This is a genomic window from uncultured Leptotrichia sp. (genome assembly GCF_938036635.1).
Taxonomy (GTDB): Bacteria; Fusobacteriota; Fusobacteriia; order Fusobacteriales; family Leptotrichiaceae; genus Leptotrichia; species Leptotrichia hongkongensis.
In genome coordinates, this window is the sequence record NZ_CALHQO010000230.1 from 1 (window position 1) to 5,018 (window position 5,018).

Annotated in this window: 3 protein-coding genes; 2 read left to right on the forward strand and 1 reads right to left on the reverse strand. The window is 30.6% G+C overall.

Annotated elements, in window-relative coordinates; genetic code table 11:
• Positions 1 to 1,306 (reverse strand): MATE family efflux transporter (locus Q0370_RS04435; RefSeq protein WP_299572654.1); only part of this gene is annotated, 1,306 nt, incomplete at its 3' end.
• Between the two features lie 322 nt (positions 1,307 to 1,628).
• On the opposite strand from Q0370_RS04435, the gene Q0370_RS04440 reads away from it, so the two are divergent.
• Positions 1,629 to 3,734, forward strand: coding sequence for a glutamine synthetase III (locus Q0370_RS04440; RefSeq protein ID WP_299572656.1), 2,106 nt, complete (start codon positions 1,629 to 1,631; stop codon positions 3,732 to 3,734).
• A gap of 158 nt (positions 3,735 to 3,892) precedes the next feature.
• Complete coding sequence (locus Q0370_RS04445) at positions 3,893 to 4,855, forward strand: AEC family transporter (protein WP_299572658.1); 963 nt, start codon at positions 3,893 to 3,895, stop codon at positions 4,853 to 4,855.
• Positions 4,856 to 5,018 lie beyond the last annotated feature (163 nt).

The following is a 5,018-nucleotide window of genomic DNA, read 5'->3' on the forward strand; positions in this document are numbered from 1 at the left end:
AAATTTTTATAAAATACCATACTCGAATTAATAGTCCTCCCGTCCATCCTATCGGTGCGGCAATCCAAATTCCGTTGTAGCCTAACGATGTTTTGGAAAGTAAAATGGCTAGAGGCACTTGAAACATACAAAATGAAGTAATGGAGGCTATTAATGGAACTAAGGATTTTCCGTAGCCTAGTAGCAATCCATTTAGTATTTGCATTGTGCAGAAAATTACGTAAAATGCTGAAATTATACGTAAATATTGATTTCCTATAAAAATCACTTCAGGATTTCGGTTAAATATTGAAATAAAGAATGCTGGAAAAATAAAAATAATAATTGAGATTATGATGGAAAATGTGATTCCTAAAATTAGGCTATCTTTTCCACCTTTAATTATTCTATTCATTTTTTTGGCTCCATAATTTTGGGCTGTAAAAGTCATCAACGCCTGTCCTAAATTTATGGATGGCAATTCTGCAAAGGAGTCAATTCTGGAAGCAGAAATAAAAGCTGCAATACAGTCTGTTCCAAATCCATTTACAAGAATTTGAATAACAATAAATCCTAGGCTAATTAAAACTTGCTGTAACATTGCTGGCATTCCAATAATCAGTATTTCTTTTAAAATATTAAAATTTAAGTTGAAATAATGTTTTTGAAAAATTAAATTCGGATATTTAAATTTTATGTAAAGTAAGCAAAGAAAAAAGGAAATAAACTGTGAAATAACAGTTGCAATTGCAGCTCCTGCAACTCCAGAGTTTAGTACTGCTACAAAAAATATATCTAGGATAATATTTAAAATCACTGCGGTAATTAAGATGTAAGTCGGCGTTTTTGAATCGCCTATGCCTTTTAGCGTGTTTGTAAGAGAATTGTAGCCAAAAGTTGGAACAACTCCAATAAAAATAATTTTTAAGTAGATATTTGCCTCCATTAATAATTTTTGCGGGACATTAATTAAAATTAAAATATTGTTTGACAGTAAAAAACCTAATGTTGTAACAATAAGAGATAAAACTATGGAAAAAATAAACCCTGTGTTTGCCGTGATTTTCAAATTTTCCATATCTTTTGCACCAAAATATTGAGAAATTAGAATGCTTGTCCCTAATGAAATTCCTATCGAAACAGCTATTATAAGTACATTAATCTGATAACTTGAGCCTACAGCAGCAAGGCTTTCTTTTCCTAAAAAATTTCCCACAATGATTGTGTCTGAAATATTGTAAATCTGCTGAAATAAATTTCCTATTAAAATTGGTAAAGAAAAATAAATTATAGTTTTTAATTCGTTTCCTTTTGTTAAATCTTTCATCTTTGTTTTTTCTCCTTATTGCCTGTTAATTGATATTTTAGCATTTATTTCGTTTGATATGAATAACATACTTTTTTGTGAGTATCTCAATATACGTATAAATAGAAGTAATATTTAAGAATCAAAGAATTAATTATAGATATAATTCAACCTTTTTTTAATGGAATTACTATATATTTTTTATGTATAAAGAAATAAGAAATGAAAAAATTTTTGTTTGACTTATATTTTCTCACATTGTATAATAAAACATAGTTAGAAAAATGGAGAGTGGAAAAGCACTGTTCCATAAGAAATTGATACAGAAAAGAGGTTAAATTTTATGGAAAACGCTATGAAAAGCTTTGGAGAAAACGTTTTTAGAGACAGTAATTTGAAAAAAAGAGTTTCCAAAGCCGTTTTTAAAGAGTTTAAGGCGTCGCAACTAGGTGAAACTGAATTGTCGAAGGAAACTGCTGAAGTCATTGCAAACGCAATTAAGGACTGGGCAACTAAAAGAGGAGCTACTCACTTCTGTCACTGGTTTCAGCCATTAAATGACTTGACAGCAGAAAAACATGATTCATTTTTGGAACCTGTTGAAAATGAGGAAGTTATTTACAAATTTTCTGGAAATAATTTGATAAAAGGTGAATCTGATGCATCTTCATTTCCAAACGGAGGGCTTCGTAGCACATTTGAGGCAAGAGGTTACACAATTTGGGATACAAGTTCATATCCATTCATAAGAGAAAATAAAAATGGAGTTACATTGTATATTCCTACAGCCTTTATTTCATTTACTGGTGAAGCGTTGGACAAAAAGGTACCTTTATTAAGAACAATGAAATATATAAGTGAACAAGCATTAAGAGTTTTACGGGCTTTGGGGAATACTACGGCTAATCACGTATTTAACACTTTAGGAGTGGAACAGGAATATTTTCTTGTAAAAAAAGATATGTTTGAAGCAAGAGATGACTTATTGCTTACAGGAAGAACATTATTTGGAGCATCTGCACCTAAAGGGCAGGAACTAAGTGACCACTATTACGGAAAAATCAAGGAAAAAGTAATAAACTTTATGAGTGATGTTGATGTTGAACTTTGGAAATTAGGGATTCCGTCAAAAACAAGACATAATGAAGTTGCTCCAAACCAGTTTGAAGTAGCACCACTATTTTCAGTAGCAAACTTGGCATCAGATCAGAATCAGATAATAATGGAAACTATTGAAAAAACAGCATTAAGACACAATCTGGTAGCATTGCTTCACGAAAAGCCATTTGCAGGAGTAAACGGTTCAGGGAAACATAATAACTGGTCACTAGGAACTGATGACGGTAAAAATCTTTTCAGTCCTGGAAAAGATATGAAATCAAATACACAATTTTTAATCTTTGTGGCTGCAGTGATTGAAGCTGTTGACAGATATTATCCAATGTTAAGATATGCGACTGCAACTGCGACAAATGATCATAGACTTGGTGGACACGAAGCGCCGCCTGCAATTATTTCAGTATTTTTAGGAGATGAATTGACAACGGTTTTGAATAATATTGCATATAAAAAAGATGCACCTGTGTCAGAATCATCAAAAGTAAACTTGTCAGTTGATGTGTTGCCTGCATTTAGCATGGATGCTGGAGATAGAAATAGAACTTCGCCATTTGCATTTACTGGAAATAAATTTGAATTTAGAATGCCAGGGTCAAGCTCTACACCTGCAACTTCTGCGGCTGTAATAAATGCTATGGTAGGAAAAGTTCTTTCTGAATATGCAGATAAACTTGAAAAAGCAACTGAAAAATCTCTGCCAAAAGTAGCAAATGAAATTATTGCAAATACCTATAAAAAACACCATAGAATAATTTTCAATGGAAACGGATATAGTGAAGAATGGGCAAAAGAAGCTAAAAAACGTGGACTTACAAATGAAGTAGCTTCAAATACAGCACTTAGAAAAATGATAGATAAAGATGTCCTTGAATTAACTCAGGAAATTGGAATGCTTTCTGAACATGAATCTATCGCAAGATACAATGCCTATGCAGACAGATATGTAACGCAATTAAGCATAGAATCAAGAACATTGATTGATATTGCAAATAAAAACATCTTGCCATCTGGATTGAAATATGCCAATTTATTAGCTGATCATATTGAAAAAAATTCAAAATATGGAAAAGCATTTATAAAAGAGCAGGAAGAAATATTAAAAGATGTGCTTAAAAATATTACAACTTTAAGAAAAGAAGTAAAATCACTTGAAAAAGAAATTAACAGAGTAAGAAATGAAAAAGATTTAGGAAAACAGACAGATTTAGCAAAAGAAAAATTAGTAACAGGACTGGAAGCATTAAGAGTACCTTGTGATAATTTGGAAAAAATTATTGATAAGGAATACTGGAATTTCCCAACTTATACTGATTTACTGTTTAAGTTATAATATTGATAAAAAGTGCAGGGACTTTAACGAGTCCTTGCTTTGTTTGTTTAAAATAATATTTTTGTAGTGAATTATTGTAAAATCAACTTTAAATGTTATGGAATTATTAGATTTGATTTTGAAAGAAATGGGTATAGTAAAGAAAGGAAAGTTTAAAAATGATTTTTTTGAAATCACTGGGAAGTATTTTCCCTATTATTGTTATGATTGCGATTGGATATATTTTGAAAAAAAGACACTGGTTTCATCACACATTTAGTGAAAATGTGTCAAAACTTATTACAAATGTGGCTTTGCCTTGTTCAATATTCTATTCAGTCTTGAAATATTTGAATATGGATGCTTTGAAGGAAGTGTCAAATCGTTTAATTTTTACATTTGCTTCGGTTATTATCGGATATACTGCAGCTTTTTTTGTAATAAAGCTGGTGAAGATGAGAGAAGGACGACGTGGAGTCTTTTATAATGCAGTAGTCAATGCAAATACTATATTTATTGGACTTCCATTAAATATGGCACTTTTTGGAGAAGCGGCTTCCAAATATTATTTAATGTATTATATTACAAATACTGTATCAATTTGGACTTTAGGGTATATGCTTCTGGCTGGTGATTCATTGGAAGGCAATAAAGATGAAAAAAGTGGATTTAATCTGAAAAAGTTGTTATCGCCTCCGCTTATTGCTTTTGTAATAGCTTTTATTGTACTTTTGTCAGGAATAAAAGTAATAACTCCAATTGTGGAAACTACAAAATATCTTGGAAGTGTTGTAACACCTCTTGCATTGCTATATATCGGAATAGTGCTGGCAGATGCAGGGCTTCACAGTATTCGGTTTGATTTGGATACAAACTTGGCTTTACTTGGAAGATTTGTATTTTCTTCAATTGTTATGATTGTGTTATTGAAAATTGCTGGGCATTTTGTGCAGTTAAATGATTTGGAGATAAAAACGTTTGTGATACAGTCGGCAGCACCAGTATTTGCAGCATTGCCAATTTTGGTTAATGAAACTAATGGAGATATTGGATATTCCACAAATGTAGTTACAACAAGTACGATTTTATTTATATTAGTTGTACCAATTCTTATGAGTATACTTAATGTAATTCATATTTGATTTAAAATTTAGAAAATCATTAATTTGATTTTCTTTTTTTGCAAAAATTTGAAAATAGAGTAAATCTTGAAATTAATAAAAAAATATGGTAAACTTTTATTGAAAAAATTAAATAACGGAAATAAAAGATAAAATAAAAATTATATAAATTGTTTTGAAACTA